This is a genomic window from Tannerella sp., from assembly GCF_052170195.1.
Classification (GTDB): Bacteria; Bacteroidota; Bacteroidia; order Bacteroidales; family Tannerellaceae; genus Tannerella.
The window spans coordinates 71463-88409 of the sequence record NZ_JBQNAZ010000001.1; the positions used below are offsets into that span (position 1 = coordinate 71463).

Below are 16947 nucleotides of genomic sequence, written 5' to 3' on the forward strand. Positions count from 1 at the left end.
TAAGCATGCTTGAAACACAAGATATTAAGGATGAGAGTGATGGGGCGTGCTAAAGTATATAACCGAGTTTACATTTCGCAAGCAACGAATCCGTTCGACCGTTACGACACACCGTCTCCTTGAATTACGTCTATTCAGTATGAATATAAATATTCATTTTCACGACTCCACTTTCTCCAGTTCGACGGTGAAATGGCGCATAATCGGGTTTTCTTTGATGATGCGATACCCGTGTTTGATTTCTTCGCGACGGTCATATACGTTTTTCAATGCTACGGCAATCACATCCATGTGATTATTCGTATAAGTACGACGAGGAATCGCAAGACGCAACAGTTCCAATCCCGGATAGCGATTTTCGTGTGTCACCGGATCGCGATCGGCAAGGATTGCACCGATTTCGACCCCTCGGATGCCTGCTTCGAGATAAAGCTCAATACCGAGCGTTTGTGCAATAAACTCTTCCTTCGGAACATGGGTCAGGATTTTCTTCGCATCGATGAAGATAGCATGTCCACCGGCCGGTCGCTGATACGGAATACCGTATTCGTCGAACTTGCAGCCGAGGTATTCCACCTGCTTGATGCGTGTTTCAAGATAATCGTACTCGGTGCCTTCGTCTAAACCAACAGCTAATGCATTCATATCACGGCCACTCATGCCGCCATAGGTAATAAATCCTTCGTTCATGATGCAGAACATCTGACATCGTCTCCATAACTCTTCGGACTTGAATGCCACAAAACCGCCCATATTAACAATCGCATCTTTTTTTGATGACATCGTCATGATGTCTGCGTATGAAAACATCTCTTTCACAATCTCTTTAATCGTTTTATTTTCGTAACCCTTTTCGCGCGTCTTGATAAAGTATGCATTTTCGGCAAAGCGCGCCGCGTCGATTTGCAGCAGTATACCGTATTTTTTACAGAGCATCGACACATCACGAATGTTTTCCATCGAAACAGGCTGTCCTCCGGCTGTATTGTTTGTCACCGTAAGTACTACGCACGGAATTTTTTCTTTCGGAGTTGCCTGAAGTGCTTTTTCAAGCTTTCTTACATCTACATTCCCCTTAAAAGGTATCTCGAGCTGGGTATCGACCGCTTCGTCAATGGTGCAGTCGAGCGCCGTCGCTTTACGATACTCGATATGTCCTTTGGTGGTGTCGAAGTGCGAATTGCCGGGCAACACGTCACCTTCTTTGATAATTGCCGAGTACAGCACATTCTCAGCTGCACGACCCTGGTGGGTAGGGAAAAAGAAGTCGAACCCGAGAATGTCCTTGATCGCACTCTTCATCTGATAGTAAGAGCGGGCTCCGGCATAACTCTCGTCGCCCAACATGATGGCCGACCATTGCCTGTCGCTCATCGCTCCCGTACCCGAATCGGTAAGCAGATCGATAAACACCTGATCACTTTTTAACATAAAGAGGTTATATTTCGCCTCTTTAATCCATCGTTCACGCTCCGGACGCGAACTTTTTCTGATGGTTTCTACCATTTTAATACGGTAGGACTCTGAAAAAGGAAGTTCCATATTCGTTTGAAATATTTAAAAGTTTTAGATTAGAAAGACAAGTAAAAAATCAGAGGAAAGCCACATCGTCAAAAAGAAAGCGATACCAAGTGGCTTTCGTTATGTTTTATCGCAGAAAATTAATGCGATACTGAATAGTTATCGCGGCGTTTGATACGCTGGTATTTTTGTTTTCGCGGCATATATTTTTTAATCTGACGGCGAATATATGAATTAAAACGAAAATATACGATGTTTTCCGACCATTGTTTTTAAACGATATGATCATTTGTGAAACCCATCAAAGCCGCACCAGCCGATATACCGGAGTGGCAGACCACCGCAAAATATTCATAGCCTATCTTGTTTCTGTAGGCTAAAAGTGCTTATCTTTGTACCGATGAAAATATTGATTACAGGAGCAAGCGGATTCATCGGGAGTTTTCTCGTTCAGGAAGCCCTCGCACGAGGCTACGAAGTGTGGGCCGGTGTGCGTAAAAGCAGCTCGCTGGACCGTTTGCCGAAAAACCAAATACATTGTATTGATCTTTGCTACAACGATGTCGACATGCTGACCAAACAACTGCAGGAGCATATCTCGGTGTACGGAGCATGGGATTTTGTCGTGCATAACGCGGGGCTGACCAAAGCCGTGCATCCGGCCGATTTTTTCGAGGTCAACGCCGAAAACACACGCCGCCTGCTCGAAGCCTTGGCTGCAACCGGTGAACATCCGAAAAAATTCTTGCTGATGAGCAGTCTCAGTGTCTATGGCAAAGGTGATGAGCAAACATTCCGCCCCATCTCGCTGGACGATCCGCAGAGACCGGATACCATTTACGGAAAAAGTAAATTGCTGGCCGAAAGTTATGTGCGAAAACAGAAAGCATTCCCCTATATCATTCTCCGACCTACCGGCGTCTATGGGCCGGGCGACAAAGATTACGGAATGGCCATCGCAAGTATCCGCTCGGGATTCGACTTTAAAGTTGGAAAAATCCCTCAGCGGCTCACATTTATTTATGTGAAAGACTTGGCCAAAGCCGTTTTTCTCGCATTGGAAAATAAGGAGATCGTAGACCGCCACTTCTTTGTTGCCGACGGCGATGTCCATACCGATACGCAATTTGCCGGATTGATACAGGAACTGCTTCGGAAGAAACATGTTTTTCATGCGCGTATTCCATTAAGACTCGCGTATCTCGTATGTTTCTGCTCCGAAAGAATCAGCCGTTTGCGAAACCGTCCGTCGACCCTCAATACCGACAAGTATAATATTCTAAAACAGCGCAATTGGATTTGTGACGTGCAACCGTTACACGAAGCGCTCGGTTTTGAACCGTCATACAACTTGCGTAAGGGGCTGGAAGAAGTGATTCAAGCGGATTTCATCCCATCGAAACGATCGAATCGGAATCCATCGGAAACAAAACAAAAAACATGATTTATCGTTAAAAAATCACCCTCGGATCATCGAATACAAAAACATGCAAACAATGAAAAATAACTGTCGTCTATCGAATATCAAACTTTCTCTCTCCCCTCTTCTGTTCGGCTTGCTTGTCCTCTGTTCATCATGCGGTACTTCACGGATGATAAAGCAGGAGAAGCTGCTGTATCCCAAACGGGAATTTCGCGGAGCATGGATTCAGACAGTCCATCAGAACGACTACCGTACCCTCTCGGCCCAAGCCTTCCGCGAACTGATGAATGAACGGCTTGACCGATTGAAAGATTACGGCATCAATGCGATCCTTTTTCAGGTACGTCCTGAAGCCGATGCGTTTTATATTTCCGAATACGAACCATGGAGCCGTTTTCTGACCGGTACGCAAGGGGTTGCCCCGGACGAGCCGGATTTTGATCCGATGGCGTTCCTCATTGACGCCTGTCATCGCCGTGGAATGGAGTTTCATGCGTGGCTGAACCCGTATCGTGCCGGAACCACCGACTTTACGGATTTTGCCGATACGCACATCTGCAACACTCATCCCGAGTGGTTTGTAAAGTACAACCGATTGACACTCTTCGACCCCGGGATTCCGGATTGCCGAAGATTTATCCGACAAGTGGTAAGAGATATCGTATATCGCTATGACGTAGACGCGATTCATATCGACGATTATTTCTATCCGTATCCGGTAGCAGGCGAAGAATTTCCCGATGCCGAGAGCTTCGAACGCTACGGCAAACCGGCAGGTTATACCCTCAGTAACCGGAACGACTGGCGGCGCGACAATGTGAACCGTCTCATTCAAGAACTGAAGCAGACCATCACTGCAACAAAACCATGGGTACGGTTCGGAGTCAGTCCTTTCGGAATTTATCGCAACAAAAGCTCGGACAAACACGGAAGCGACACGCGCGGACTGCAAAATTATGACGATCTGTATGCCGATGTCCTGCTCTGGATGAAAAAAGGCTGGGTCGATTATTGTGCACCGCAACTCTATTGGGAGATCGGACATAAATCGGCCGATTATACAACCTTAATTCGCTGGTGGGATAATCGGAAAACCCATGTCCCGCTTTATATCGGACAAAGCGTGAAGCGCACAATGGAAGCCCGACAGCTTACCCCCAAGATGCTCGAAGAACGCGAGTCGAAACACGTACAGGGGCATGTGCTCTGGCCAGCCAATGAACTGCTTTGGAACAACGGTGGAGTGGTAGACAGCCTGAAACGTATCTGGCACCGCTATCCGGCGTTGATCCCTCCTTATACACACATGCACGCCCAAGCCCCCAATGCCGTGCGTAATGTACGGATCGAACGTGCTACCGACGGGATCATACTGCGATGGGATGCTCCCCAACATTCCGGTCATCCGGAACAAGTCTTCCGTTACGTCGTTTACCGTTTTGCTCAAAATGCAAAGTGCGACACCGGGCGAGCCTCTGCCATTCTTGCCGTGACGAGCGAGCCATCCTACCGTATTATATCAGACCTTACGGGTAGATATACGTACGTTGTGACAGCCCTCGACCGGTTTCATAACGAGAGTAAGCCGAGTAAGAAAATAAAATTTTAACAAATATCTTCCAATCCGTAGGCCTTCAAAAATTATTTTCTACCTTTGTGAAGCAAATAAAAACAACGCCTCCTCTGAAAAAGTTCAGGCATCAGATTTCGCAGCATATATAAATATAATGTATGAAAACGGATAGCATTGTCATTATTCCGACGTACAACGAGAAGGAAAATATCGAGAACATCATCCGGGCCGTTTTCGGCCTCGAGAAAGCATTTCATATCCTGATTATCGACGACGGCTCGCCGGATGGCACGGCCGCGATTATTAAACGACTTCAGAACGAGTTTCCGGAGCAGTTGCATCTCGTTGAGCGATCCGGCAAACAAGGTTTGGGAACAGCATATATATGCGGCTTCAAATGGTCGATAGAACATCGTTACGATTTCATTTTCGAGATGGATGCCGATTTCAGCCACAATCCGAATGATCTGCCGAGGCTGTATGCAGCCTGTACGGAACAGGGAGCCGATGTAGCAGTCGGTTCGCGCTATTGCAATGGGGTCAATGTCGTGAACTGGCCGCTCGGACGGGTGCTCATGTCATATTATGCTTCTACTTATGTGCGTATCGTGACCGGTATGAAAGTGCGTGACACAACAGCCGGCTTTAAATGCTATCGTCGGGAAGTGCTCGAAACCATCGAATTGGACAAGATACGTTTTAAAGGCTATGCTTTCCAGATCGAGATGAAGTATACGGCCTACCGGTGCGGCTTCAAAATTATAGAAGTGCCGATTATCTTTGTAAATCGTGTGTTAGGCACCTCGAAAATGAACACATCCATCTTCGGAGAAGCCTTATTCGGAGTATTGAAACTGAAGTGGCGAGGTTTCTTTCGCAAATATCCGCAGAAGAAGAATCATGCAGCTATCGATCACGGAAAAAAGACAGAAGCATCATGAAAACCTTGATCCGGAATGCCACAATCATCAACGAGGGGCGCTCATACATCGGTTCGGTGCTGATTGAAGGAGGTTTTATTTCAGCAATTTACAAAGGAGAGAGCCTCCCTTCGGAGGCAGACATGAAAGGAGCGATGATCATGGATGCTTCGGGGCAATGGTTGTTGCCCGGCGTGATTGACGATCAGGTACATTTTCGCGAACCGGGACTGACACACAAAGGCTGCATTGCCAGCGAAAGCCGTGCGGCCGTAGCCGGAGGAGTAACGACCTACATGGACATGCCCAATACGCAGCCTCAGACAGTCACCTTGTCCGAATGGGAATGGAAGATGCAACGTGCGGCTGAGACTTCTGTAGCTAATTATGCGTTTTTCTTCGGAGGCACAAACGATAATTTTACAGAAATTCACAAGCTTGATCAAACAAGGCTCCCCGGGTTGAAGTTATTCTTAGGCTCCTCGACCGGTAATATGTTAGTAGATCGTCCGGATACGCTACGTCGTTTTTTCGGAGAAACAGACCTGCTGATTGCTGTCCATGCAGAAAAAGAAGAGATCATCCGGCGCAACAAATCGTTTTACATCAACCGGTGTGGTGAGGAATTGGAAGCCTCTTTCCACTCCAAAATACGTGACGAAGAATCGTGCTATGCTTCGTCGTCAGAGGCTGTAGAGTTAGCCGATAAATTGGGGACACGTCTGCATGTATTGCATCTGTCGACAGCGAAAGAACTTAAGCTGTTCGATAACAGCAAACCACTGGAAGAAAAAAAGATCACGGCCGAAGCCTGCATCCATCATTTATGGTTCTCCGACGAAGATTATGCGGCCTACGGTAATCGCATCAAATGGAATCCATCCGTCAAAACCATGGCCGATCGCACAGCCTTACGTGCGGCTGTAGCGGACGACACGATTGATATTGTAGCAACCGATCACGCTCCACATCTGTTATCTGAAAAAGCGGGTTCGTGCCTTGTGGCGGCATCGGGAGGACCGATGGTACAACACTCGCTGACAGCCATGCTCGAATTGGCCTATCAAGGTGTCTTCACACCCGAAAAAATTGTGGAAAAGATGTCTCATCATCCGGCGAGCCTCTTCGGTATCGACCGCCGCGGATACATTCGTCCCGGATACTATGCCGACCTTGTATTAGTCGATCCGCACACGACGTGGACTGTTTTACCCGAAAACAGCCTGTATCATTGCGGGTGGTCGCCCATGGAAGGGCAAATATTTCATCATGCCGTTCAAAAGACCTTTGTCAACGGGGTTTTGGCTTACTGCAATGGACAAATCATTGATTCAGTACGGGGAATGGCTGTCAGATTCCACTGAAATACGAGTAATGAAAAAGGGTTTGGGAAATAAACAAGTCCCAAAACATGTTTTATAATATAATAATTTATTTGTGAATTAGTGTGATTCGCCGTTATTTTGCGTGTGATAACCTAAACAATCTTTTTGCCTTAGAAACTAATACCTATTAAAATCTTAGTAAAAGCAACTTTTGTAAAAAAGTTGCTTTTACTTTTTTCCCCTTCGACCAAGTTTTCCAAAAACCTGCAAAATAATGACCGTTTCCTCCAATAGTTCCAACATTTTCTCTCTCTGTTTTTACGCATATAAAACTTAATCATACAACACTTTAACAATATCAAGCAAAAAAAATATTTGTATAAAACAAACCAAACGCGTATATTTGAGGGATAACTGAAATCCGTAAAAAGAAATTAAATATTAATACAGACTTAAACAACAAAAGGTTATGAATAAAATTACATCTTTTTTAATCTGCATGGGATGCCTTTTTACCTTTTCCCAATGCGACATGGTTGAAAATCCGAACGACGAAACTCCTATCGTTCCTTCCTCGGATTATGCAAAAATAGCATTCCTTGCCCGAATCACTGACGGTAGTTCGGTATGGAGTCTCTGTACTATGGATAAATCAGGAGGAGGATTGCGAAAAATAGTTGATAAAACAGTGGCATGTCAAAAGCCCGTGTGTTCTCACAGCAGGACAAAATTACTGTTCACTTCCGTCAATTTCAAAACGTGGACTAATCCGGACAATTCCGTTGGAATGAGTAGTGAATACGGATTGTATATCGTCAATACGGACGGTACAGGCCTCTCTTTAATCGATCATATAGGTCCAACCGAAGCAGCACAATTCGGCCATCTTGCCTGGTCGCCTGATGACAAGCAGATCGCGTATGTCAAGTATTCGGGTGAAGGCTTTAGAAAGCACGATTTGATCTTGTACAATATGACGGAAAATACGCGACAATCATTGAAAACAAAAGGCGATATATGCACGATGAGTTTTTCTCCGGATGGAAAATATATGGCTTATTGCGCTTCGACGGAAGCCTGTCATTCTATTTATAAAATGGATATCAGCGGGGGCAACAGTCAATTGATTATTCATAATGGTTCTTCTCCGAAATGGTCTCCACAAGGAGATAAAATCGTATATTCTGCTCAAGGGAGCGAGGGAGAAGCGCAACTGTTTATAGCCGATAGTGATGGACGAAATCAGAAACAACTTACTTTTACGGTCTCGCCACGAAGGTGGCCGGGTTGGCCCCCCCATGGAAATCAGAATCCACAATGGACACCGGACGGGCGTAAAATCGTCTATGTGTCATGGGAAAATGCCAAACCTGAAATCTTTATTATGAATGTGGATGGTAGCAAACAGACTCGGTTGACAAAGGCGGAATATCGAGATGAGAATCCTGAAATAACACCGGACGGACAGTCTATTTTATTTTCTTCGAGAAGAACTGATATGATGGACTTCGGCATCGTGATAATGTCATTGGATGGAAGCAATCAGAAAATCCTCTTTCGCTCAGGGAACTATCCCGTTGTCTGTAAGTAATAAAACATCTTTGTTGCCGACGATAAGACAAAGAATGTCGGAAAGAATCGAGATGAGGAATGCGACAAAATATGAACTGTTTTTTTTGAAGCTGAAAAAAATCAACTTACCCCAATTAATTACCCGACTGAAAAATAAAGAGAAGCATGTAAGGATAGCATGAGGTTTTTCGTGTTCTCTCATTAAATCCTTAACATGCAAACAGACAACTGTATAAAAAAATACGACCAGACAAAAAGTAAAAAATCACTACATGTAGTGATTGTCGTAACAGATATTATTATATTTCTTTGCAAGTCAAAAAAGTTTAAGGATGAAGAAATTTTATTGGCTGGTGTGGCTTGCGTGTATGGGGATGTCGGTGGAGTCGGTATGGGCAGAGAAGGAGAATGTTCAACCCGATACGCTGAAAACGTATAATATCGATGAAATAGTCATCACTTCATCGATGAAAGAAACGAATGATCTGCGTACGTTACCGGGTGCCGTTTCTATCTTTACCCCCCAACAGATTAAAGGTCGTCAAATGCAATCGTTGAAAGATATTCGCACATTTGTTCCGAATCTATATATTCCCGACTATGGGGCCAAACTGACATCGGCCATTTATATTCGAGGGGTTGGTGCACGAAGTAGCGGGCAAACAGTTGGTTTATATGTCGATCATGCTCCTTATCCGGATAAGAGCACATTCGATTTTGAGTTGCCGGATATCCAGCGCATCGAGGTATTGCGAGGTCCGCAAGGCACCCTCTACGGCCGCAATGCCATGGGAGGGATTATCAACATACATACGCTTTCGCCCCTCCACTATCAGGGCACGAAGCTTTCGGTTTCGTATGGGAATTACGGAGAGCTTCGTGTTAAAGGATCGCACTATATGAAGCCGGGACATTCGTTCGGATTATCGATAGGAGCATATTACAGTCGGAGGGATGGCTTTTTTGAAAATGTTTACACAGGAAAAAAAGCCGACGACGAGAAAACAGCCGGCGGACATCTGAAACTGCACTGGCAGATCAATCCCCGTCTGAAAGCCCTTTATTCGCTCTCGGGCGAATATGCCGATCAAGGTGCTTTCCCTTACGGACTGTACGACGAAAAGACAGGAAACGTGGCATCGGTAAATATCAATGACCCTTCATCGTATCGCCGGACAATGCTCAACCAAAGCCTTTCGCTAACGCATGAAACGGAAAAAATCCTCTTCGCTTCGACGACCGGTTATCAGTATTTCGACGACGATATGAAGATGGATCAGGACTTTTCGCCGGCTTCGATTTTTGTATTGAATCAGCTACAGAAACAGCATGCCGTCAGTCAGGAATTTTCTCTCAAGAGCCGTAGCGGCAAGCATTATCAGTGGTCGATCGGAGTATATGGATTTTATACCGGCCTGCGTACGGAAGCACCGGTCGAATTTAAAGAAGACGGCATCAAGAGAAATCTGCAATCTGTTTTCGACCGGTTGAAAACGATGAACCCGGAGATGCCCTCGCTCGTTATTACGGACAGATCCATCGATATGCCCAGCACGTTCGACATGCCCTCGTGCGGCGCGGCACTGTATCATCAATCGACGTATAAGAACCTGTTCGTCGAAGGACTTTCGTTGACAGCAGGAATCCGGATCGATTATGAAAAGCAAAAACTGCATTACAACGCCAAATCCAAAATGCACCTGACGATGCAAAAGCCACCCGGAATCCCCGAACCGAAAGATATCAGCAGCCTTTATCCGGCTTCGGTAGTCGACGAATCGATATCGTCGGACTTATGGCAGGTATTGCCGAAGGTATCGATAAAATACGAGTGCTCTCCACGCACGGTGACCTACCTCTCGGCATCGAAAGGATATAAAACGGGCGGATACAATGTACAGATGTCGGCAGACATCATGCAAGCCCGGATGCAGTATGATATGATGAACATGTTCCGAAATTTTATGCCGTCGATTCCGAAAACCGAGCTGATGCCTGTTAAGGATGTGATCACATACCGTCCTGAGACGAGCTGGAATTACGAACTGGGAGTAAAAAGCGAGCTGATACGCGATCATCTTCATGCCGAGCTCACCTTTTTCTATATGGATATCGAAGACCTGCAGGTTACGAAATTCGTGGCCAGCGGAAACGGACGTATCCTGACGAATGCCGGAAAAGCCCGGAGTTATGGCGCAGAAGGATCGTTACGCGCCGTTCTGACGCACACGCTCACAGCCGACCTGAACTACGGCTACACGCATGCTACGTTTCGCGATTATCACGACGGACGTACCGATTTCGCCGGCCGTTATATCCCATATACACCACGTCACACGTTCGGCATCGGTCTGCAATACGCTCAATCGTTGAAGCATCGCTGGATAGACCAATGCTTCGCAGCGGCACAATGTAACGGCGCGGGAGATATTTACTGGACGGAACAGAATGATATCTCACAGAAGTTTTATGCGACCGTGCACGCACAAGCCGGCATACGCAAAGGCATCGTTTCGTTCGAGGTATGGGGAAAGAACCTGACGGGTACGGACTATTCGGCTTTCTATTTCAAATCATTCGGCAAGTCGTTCATGCAAAGGGGCAGACCTTTGCAGTTCGGCGTAAAACTTAACATCGCGTTTTAAAATCGGAAATCTTCATGGAATTTCTTACTGCATACAACCTTTGGGGGTTAACAACGGGTATTTCAACGTTTCTTATCATCGGACTTTTTCATCCGATTGTCATCAAAGCTGAATATTATTTCGGTACGGGGTGCTGGTGGGCGTTTTTAGTCGCCGGACTCGCACTGACGGGAGTATCGGTTTTGCTCGACCATCTTTTCTTATCGACCTTGGCGGGAGTTGTCGCTTTTTCGTGCTTCTGGTCTATTATCGAGATTTTCGAACAAGCTCGACGTGTGGAAAAAGGCTGGTTCCCTGCCAATCCGAAACGGAAAAAGAAGAAGTAATCCCTTATTTACAAAAGATTAACACATGTTTCCAAGCTTAAGAGAAATAATGTGTGCTTTTTATACGGCTTGTCATTAAAACAACTTTGGCAACAGCTCATTGTCAAAATTATGTTCTATAATATGAGAAAATTCTTCAAAATATCCTTGTTTTGTTTTATTTTTGCATCGGTATAATGCAGGAATAGTTTTTCTCACATCTTGTATTGGCCAAGATAAATACAAAAAGATGGTTGTTCGAATGGTTAAATCGTACCCAAAAGATGAAATATACACATATAAACCTCTGATTATATTGAGAAATATCGATTCGGAGGGGATCATCTTAACACCTATAAAAAAGAACCGTATTTTCCGCAGTCGGCAAGCAAGTAAAGAGTATTTAACAATAAAAAATAAAGAGCACATATATTGAGAATAATAAGTTGTTTAACAAGTCTAAAAAATGAAAGAATGAGAAAGCGAAAATCATTAAAGCTGATGAAGTGGGCGATGTTTATTTGGTTATGGACATTTCCCGTAAGTGTGTTTGCACAACAGATTACCGTTCGCGGTAATGTGAAAGATGTAAAAGGAGAGCCGTTAATCGGTGTTTCGGTTCAGATATCGGGAACCTCACTGGGTACGATTACGGATGTGGACGGAAACTTTACATTGAACAACGTGGCATCGGACGGAAAGTTGCATGTCTCGTATGTCGGTATGCAATCCGAAACGATACCGGTAAATAACCGTACGGTGATTGAGGTTGTTATGAAAGAAGATATTGCGGCGCTGCATGAGGTCGTCGTTGTAGGCTACGGTACGCAGGAGCGCCGCAACCTGACTTCGGCCGTAACGACTGTGACGAGTAAAGACTTTCTACAAGGCGCAGCCAATAACCCGTTACAGATGATAGACGGGAAAATACCGGGAGTGACAATCTCGAATTATGCTATTTCCGACCCGAACCGTAATCCGATGGATAACTTTCAGGTGCGCGGATCTACGTCGTTTAAAGGGGGAAGTGCTCCGCTGGTGGTGGTAGACGGTATGCCCGGGGCAGACCTGAGACAGATCGCGAATCAAGACATCGAATCTATTACCGTGCTGAAAGACGGTTCGGCCGCAGCGATCTACGGCTCACGTGCAGCAAATGGTGTCTTGCTGATTACGACCAAAAAGGGGAAAGCGGGTAAAGCTTCTATTTCGTACGATACTTACATCGAACATGATAGAGTATACCGAAAACCCGATGTCCTGTCGGCCGAAGAGTTTCTGCAAAACAAGCGAGACGAAGACCGTGGCGCTCGCACCAATTGGTACGACGAACTGATCCGCAAAAATAATTTCGGACACACGCATCACATCTCATTGAGCGGAGGAGGCGAAAATGCAATCTACCGCATCTCGGCCGATTACAAAGACAAGAATGCGATCGACATTGCTTCAGCCAGACGCGAATACGGTGTACGTGCGAATTTTAATCATACTACGCTGGAAGGATTATTGAATATTATCGGTAACCTGTCGTATCGTACGACGAAGGAAGATTATACGGATTATAATGCTTTTTCTCAAGCTGTCAAACTCAACCCGACAATACCGGTGATGGATCCGAAAGATCCGGGCAAATACACTTTTCTGAAGGGATATGACACATGGAATCCCGTCGACAGGCTCAAAAACCGCGACAACTTCGGCAAAAACGATTACAGTACGATCGATTTTACGGCCCGTTTGAATATACTTTCGAACTTGAATACGGAGTTAAAGGTGGCACGTCAGGGACGCTTTTTAAAACGTTACGAATGGTATCCGTCTACGCATCAGGAGTCGATATCCAACAGTCGTAAAGGACGCGCACGCCTTGAGTCTGAAAGGTGGGAAGATTACACCCTCGAATGGATCACCAACTATTACACAACGATTCAGGATGTACATAATATCAAACTGATGGGTGGCTATTCTTATCAAGAATTTAATTGGGAAAAATACGGTGCTGAGAATATGGATTTCCCATCGGATGCGTTGAAGTATAACAACCTTGGAACCGGCCAATGGAACACGAAAGAAGGCCGTCTCGGTATGTGGTCGGAAAAAGAGAAAGAAAAGAACATTGCTTTTCTGGGACGTTTGAATTATGATTATAAAGATATTCTTTTGCTGATGGCTTCGCTACGTTACGAAGGAAACAGCAAGTTCGGAAAAGATCATAAGTGGGGATTGTTCCCGGCGCTTTCGGCGGCATGGCGTCTAAGCAGTCTGCCCATTTTTCAGCAAATGGAGATCGTGGATGATCTGAAACTGCGTCTGTCGTATGGTGAAACCGGTCGTTCGGGCTTCCCGCGGTACAGCTCGCTTTCGCTCTATAGCGGATTTGGAAAATATCTGGATCGGAACGGACAATGGATTCAGGTTTGGGGACCGGGTAATAACTCTAACGCGAGCCTGCATTGGGAGAAACAGATCTCGTATAACCTGGGTGTGGACTATGCTCTGCTCGGACAACGTCTGTCGGGTAGCCTTGATTTTTTCCTTCGTAAAGGCAACGACTTGATCTATGAATATGATGTATCGGTACCACCTTATCTGCATGATAAAATGTACACCAACGTGATTTCTACGAGTACACGCGGAGTAGAGTTAATGCTTAACTACAACGCTATTCAGACGAAGACATTCAATTACACGACGAACTTGAACGTGTCGTGGGCTAAAACGCAAATCGACTCATGGTCGAACGACGAATTTAAAGGAGAAGACCGCGACGTGTATGATCTACCTTCGCCCGGTAATCCCGGACGTGCACAGATTCTCGGTGAGGGAATGGAGATCGGTACATTCAGAGGTGGCCGGTATGCCGGTGTAAACGAAAAGGGTGAGATCATGATCTGGAAAGAAGGTATCGTAGGCGGAGAAAAGAAACTGGCTTCACAGAAAAACGATAAAGATCGTGTACCGCTCGGACATGGGATGCCTCGATGGGAAGTGTCTTGGGGACATACCGTTACGTATAAAAACTTCGACTTGTCGCTCTTCTTCCGCGGGAAATTTGACTATAAGATTCTTAATCTGTATCAGATGTATTACGGTTTGACAGCTCAGCCTAAAGTGAATCTTATCCGCGATGCCTATACACGCAACGCTGAGATTAAGGGAGAAAAGCAGATCGTCGATTATTTCCTTGAAAACGGCGACTACTTTAAACTCGATAACATTACACTGGGATATACACCGAAAGTCAATTGCAAATACATTTCAAATCTGCGTATCTATGCTACGGCACGGAACGTATTTACCTTGACGAAATATTCCGGTATCGACCCGGCAGGGGTAAATATCGTCGGGCTGGAGCCGGGGATCGGCAATTTGGATGTTTATCCTTCTACCACGAATCTTTCGTTCGGTATTCAAATTTCATACTAATCTTATAAAACAGAATTACCATGTTGAAAAAATATATAAGTAAAGGATTAATGATCGCAGGTGTGGGATTGGCTGCACTGGCGTGTACGGATCTGGAGGAAGAGATCTTTTCGAACATTGCTTCCGAAAACTATTATCAGGATAAAAATTCGATTGAAGCTGCTCTTGTCCGTCCCTTCGAACATGGACACTGGTGCGGTTGGGACGGCTCACGCTGGATTCTGCAGGAGTTGACTGCCGATCAGTTTGTCTGGACACAGAAAGGCAAGCACGGATACGACGGAGGTCAGTGGATACGTGCTCACGGACATACATGGACAGAGGAAGAAGGAATTATCAACGGCGGATGGGTAGGCCCCTATCAAGGTATCGGACAGTGTACAAATTATATTGCTGACTTTACGGGGCTTGATTTTGTCAAATATGGTCTGACTGATGCCGACAAGCAGAATTACATTGCTCAGTTGCGTACGTTGCGGAGTTGGTTCTATCTCTTTCTGATTGACTATTTTCGTTCCGTTCCAATCCCAATGGATACGAAGACGAAAGTAGGACAGTCCTCGCCACAAGAAGTATTTACCTACATTGAAAAAGAGCTAAAGGAGAGTATTCCCGCACTGCCAAAAGAAACGATGGCAGGACGATTCGGGCAGGCCGGAGCTGCAGCATTACTGGCTCGGTTATACCTGAATGCCGAGGCATGGATCGGCCAGAATCGCTATGCCGATGCCCGTAAGGTAGCACAGGATATTATCGACGGGGCGTATGGAACATATAAACTCGATGAGGATTATCGCGGACCGTTTGCCGATGGATTGACCGACAGACGATCTCCCGAAAATCTGTGGGTATTCCCGCATAAGAGAAATGTTTATGAATTCAGTTGGATGTACAATGCCATGATGCACTATCAGGCACGTTATTCGCTGGGCAACACGTGGGGAGGTTGGAACGGCATCCACCTGACACCTTCGCGCGATTTAGAGGGGAAACCATATACCTATAAATTGGGCAGACCTTACGAAAAGTTCAGCAATGACGATCGGCGTAAACAGCCGTTCCGCACGAATGCCGACGGCACGTACGACGGATTCTTCCTGATCGGTCAACAGTATGCCTTCGATGCTCAAAAGGGGTATGGCTTTACTGACGAGAAAGTGAACGGAACGGAAGAATACAATGGCAAACCTTTGAGTTATGTCGATCAGGTTGGTCGTTTTTCGGAAGGTGCCGAAGGGACCTCGAAAGGTTCACATGTAAATATGGGTGAAGAAAATTCCGGGGTACGCCTGATAAAATTTCCGTGGTTGTCCGAAAGCAAAAACTTGTTCCAAAACAACTGGGTCGCTGAAATTCGGTTGGCTGAAATGTATTATATCGTAGCCGAGTGCATGTTCCGCGAGAACGACAAGGCAGGTGCGGCCAAAATGCTCGACGCCGTGCGGAAGCGTAATTTCCCCACCGACAAATGGGCTGCTAACAGTTATGAGGCTAACCCTGCCAAGTTGACGGAGGATGAGTTCGTCGACGAACTGGGACGCGAATTTCTGGGCGAGCGTCACCGCCGTACCGACTTGATCCGTTGGAAACGCTATGGTAACGAATGGTGGGATAAGCCGGTCGATACGCGTGACAATACGATCTTCCCGATTCCCAAGAATCAGCTGACCTCGAACGAACTACTCAAACAGACTACACCGGGATTCTGATGCTTCCCCCAAAAACAGATGCCTGACCTTGCCGGAAAGGTATCTGTTTTTTTCTTTTTAACCCGAATTTTTCCTAAAAATCCGCCCAACTGTCACATAGATTACATTTTCAGAGTAAGGATCGAGCTATCTTTGCGCTTGTAAAACGAATTATAAAATAAATACGATGACAACTTTCGACAAAGCGACCGTGATAGCTCTCGAGGCCTCGGTCGATTACACGCAGGGCGGCGTGATCAGTAAACAGGTGACAAAAAACCAGGCGGGAAACATCACGATTTTCTCGTTCGATAAAGGACAGGGATTGAGTGAACACACGGCGCCCTTCGACGCTTTTGTGCAAGTGCTCGACGGTGAAGTCGAGATACGCATCGACGGTGTGCCGCACGTATTAAAAAAAGGCGACTGCATCATCATGCCGGCCAATCATCCGCATGCGCTGAAGGCCATAGAACGCTTCAAAATGTTATTAACGATGATCCGCGGCGAGGAATAAATAAGCTCTTCGACGCAGAAAATCATACA

Annotated in this window: 11 protein-coding genes; 10 read left to right on the forward strand and 1 reads right to left on the reverse strand. The window is 45.8% G+C overall.

What is annotated here, in order from left to right:
* Window positions 1-159: 159 nt before the first annotated feature.
* Entirely contained in the window at window positions 160-1542 is a 1383-nt protein-coding gene (locus ACTTKA_RS00305; RefSeq protein ID WP_442723534.1) for a tryptophanase, read from the reverse strand.
* Between the two features lie 379 nt (window positions 1543-1921).
* Here ACTTKA_RS00305 and ACTTKA_RS00310 point away from each other — a divergent pair, with 379 nt between their 5' ends.
* The 10 genes from ACTTKA_RS00310 (at window position 1922) to ACTTKA_RS00355 (ending at window position 16918) form a co-directional block, all read left to right on the forward strand.
* Complete coding sequence (locus ACTTKA_RS00310; protein WP_442723535.1) at window positions 1922-2965, forward strand: NAD-dependent epimerase/dehydratase family protein; 1044 nt, start codon at window positions 1922-1924, stop codon at window positions 2963-2965.
* A 52-nt stretch (window positions 2966-3017) separates the two neighbouring features.
* Window positions 3018-4553: a glycoside hydrolase family 10 protein gene (locus ACTTKA_RS00315; protein WP_442723536.1), complete on the forward strand. Its 1536-nt coding sequence runs from the start codon at window positions 3018-3020 to the stop codon at window positions 4551-4553.
* A gap of 122 nt (window positions 4554-4675) precedes the next feature.
* Window positions 4676-5458, forward strand: coding sequence for a polyprenol monophosphomannose synthase (locus tag ACTTKA_RS00320; protein WP_097560370.1), 783 nt, complete (start codon window positions 4676-4678; stop codon window positions 5456-5458).
* Complete coding sequence (locus ACTTKA_RS00325) at window positions 5455-6801, forward strand: dihydroorotase (protein WP_442723537.1); 1347 nt, start codon at window positions 5455-5457, stop codon at window positions 6799-6801. Before ACTTKA_RS00320 ends, ACTTKA_RS00325 begins: the two co-directional genes overlap by 4 nt.
* A 430-nt stretch (window positions 6802-7231) precedes the next feature.
* Window positions 7232-8353, forward strand: coding sequence for a TolB family protein (locus ACTTKA_RS00330; RefSeq protein WP_442723538.1), 1122 nt, complete (start codon window positions 7232-7234; stop codon window positions 8351-8353).
* 313 nt (window positions 8354-8666) lie between these two features.
* The gene (locus tag ACTTKA_RS00335) at window positions 8667-10979 is read left to right on the forward strand and encodes a TonB-dependent receptor (protein ID WP_442723539.1); all 2313 of its coding nucleotides are present in this window, start codon (window positions 8667-8669) and stop codon (window positions 10977-10979) included.
* 14 nt (window positions 10980-10993) lie between these two features.
* Window positions 10994-11305, forward strand: a complete 312-nt coding sequence (locus ACTTKA_RS00340; RefSeq protein WP_442713178.1) for a DUF4491 family protein — start codon at window positions 10994-10996, stop codon at window positions 11303-11305.
* 453 nt (window positions 11306-11758) lie between these two features.
* Complete coding sequence (locus tag ACTTKA_RS00345; RefSeq protein ID WP_442723540.1) at window positions 11759-14713, forward strand: SusC/RagA family TonB-linked outer membrane protein; 2955 nt, start codon at window positions 11759-11761, stop codon at window positions 14711-14713.
* Between the two features lie 20 nt (window positions 14714-14733).
* Window positions 14734-16422, forward strand: coding sequence for a RagB/SusD family nutrient uptake outer membrane protein (locus ACTTKA_RS00350; protein ID WP_442723541.1), 1689 nt, complete (start codon window positions 14734-14736; stop codon window positions 16420-16422).
* A gap of 166 nt (window positions 16423-16588) precedes the next feature.
* Complete coding sequence (locus ACTTKA_RS00355) at window positions 16589-16918, forward strand: cupin domain-containing protein (RefSeq protein WP_442723542.1); 330 nt, start codon at window positions 16589-16591, stop codon at window positions 16916-16918.
* Window positions 16919-16947 lie beyond the last annotated feature (29 nt).

What these genes read in the sequence shown, in the direction of transcription:
- ACTTKA_RS00305 (WP_442723534.1), bottom strand. Translation starts at nt 1,542, where the DNA reads ATGGAACTTCCTTTTTCAGAGTCCTACCGTATTAAAATGGTAGAAACC.
- ACTTKA_RS00310 (WP_442723535.1), top strand. Translation starts at nt 1,922, where the DNA reads ATGAAAATATTGATTACAGGAGCAAGCGGATTCATCGGGAGTTTTCTC.
- ACTTKA_RS00315 (WP_442723536.1), top strand. Translation starts at nt 3,018, where the DNA reads ATGAAAAATAACTGTCGTCTATCGAATATCAAACTTTCTCTCTCCCCT.
- ACTTKA_RS00320 (WP_097560370.1), top strand. Translation starts at nt 4,676, where the DNA reads ATGAAAACGGATAGCATTGTCATTATTCCGACGTACAACGAGAAGGAA.
- ACTTKA_RS00325 (WP_442723537.1), top strand. Translation starts at nt 5,455, where the DNA reads ATGAAAACCTTGATCCGGAATGCCACAATCATCAACGAGGGGCGCTCA.
- ACTTKA_RS00330 (WP_442723538.1), top strand. Translation starts at nt 7,232, where the DNA reads ATGAATAAAATTACATCTTTTTTAATCTGCATGGGATGCCTTTTTACC.
- ACTTKA_RS00335 (WP_442723539.1), top strand. Translation starts at nt 8,667, where the DNA reads ATGAAGAAATTTTATTGGCTGGTGTGGCTTGCGTGTATGGGGATGTCG.
- ACTTKA_RS00340 (WP_442713178.1), top strand. Translation starts at nt 10,994, where the DNA reads ATGGAATTTCTTACTGCATACAACCTTTGGGGGTTAACAACGGGTATT.
- ACTTKA_RS00345 (WP_442723540.1), top strand. Translation starts at nt 11,759, where the DNA reads ATGAGAAAGCGAAAATCATTAAAGCTGATGAAGTGGGCGATGTTTATT.
- ACTTKA_RS00350 (WP_442723541.1), top strand. Translation starts at nt 14,734, where the DNA reads ATGTTGAAAAAATATATAAGTAAAGGATTAATGATCGCAGGTGTGGGA.
- ACTTKA_RS00355 (WP_442723542.1), top strand. Translation starts at nt 16,589, where the DNA reads ATGACAACTTTCGACAAAGCGACCGTGATAGCTCTCGAGGCCTCGGTC.